1 pseudogene is annotated in these 905 nt (G+C 53.8%); it reads right to left on the reverse strand.

Going from position 1 to position 905, the window contains the following annotated elements:
- A pseudogene (locus ASC50_RS01525) lies at positions 1-897 on the reverse strand (aminotransferase class I/II-fold pyridoxal phosphate-dependent enzyme); the annotation flags it as partial.
- Positions 898-905: the final 8 nt, after the last annotated feature.

Consider the following 905-nt stretch of genomic DNA (forward strand, 5'->3'; position numbering starts at 1 on the left):
CGGATTGACGAATTTGCCCCGGTCGAACAATTCTTTTGTGATGGCGAACGTTTTTTCGTTGTTGCGGATAAATAGCGGGATGATGGGCGTGGAGGTGCGCCCGATTTCGCAACCGATGGCGCGGAAGCGGTTGAGGGCGTAGTGCGTTAATTTCCACAGATGCTCGCGGCGTTCGGGTTCGCTCACCATGATGTCGAATGCGGCGTTGGCTGCTGCTGTTGCCGCCGGTGTGTTGCTGGCACTGAAAATGTAGGGGCGCGAGGTGTAGCGCAAAAACTCGATGATTGGCTTGGAACTGGCGATAAACCCGCCAATCGAAGCCAGCGACTTGCTGAACGTGCCCATCACCAAGTCTATTTCGGGCAACACGCCCAAACTGTCGCAGGCTCCGCGCCCTTGACGACCCAAAACGCCTATGCCGTGCGCTTCGTCTACCATGATGCAGGCGTTGTATTTTCGTGCCAGGCGCACGATTTCGGGCAGGTTGGCGATGTCGCCCTCCATGCTGAAAACAGTGTCTGTGACGATGAGTTTCACCTTGTCGGGTTCGCATTTTTGGAGCTGTTTTTCCAGCGAATCCATATCGTTGTGCCTGTATTTCAACTTTTGTGAATACGACAGCCGATGCCCCTCGATGATGGAAGCATGGTCTAATTCGTCCCACAAAATATAGTCTTCGCGACCTGTGAGCACCGAAACCACTCCCAAATTCACCTGAAAACCGGTGGAATACATGATGGCATCCTCTTTGCCCAAAACATCGGCGATTTTCTTTTCCAACGCCACATGAATGTCGAGCGTGCCGTTGAGAAAGCGGCTCCCAGCCATGCCGGTGCCGTATTTTTTGACTGCCTCCAGAGCCGCCTCTTTCACTTTGGGGTGATTGGTCAAGCCCAGCTAGGCGT

Source organism: Candidatus Symbiothrix dinenymphae (assembly GCF_001431085.1).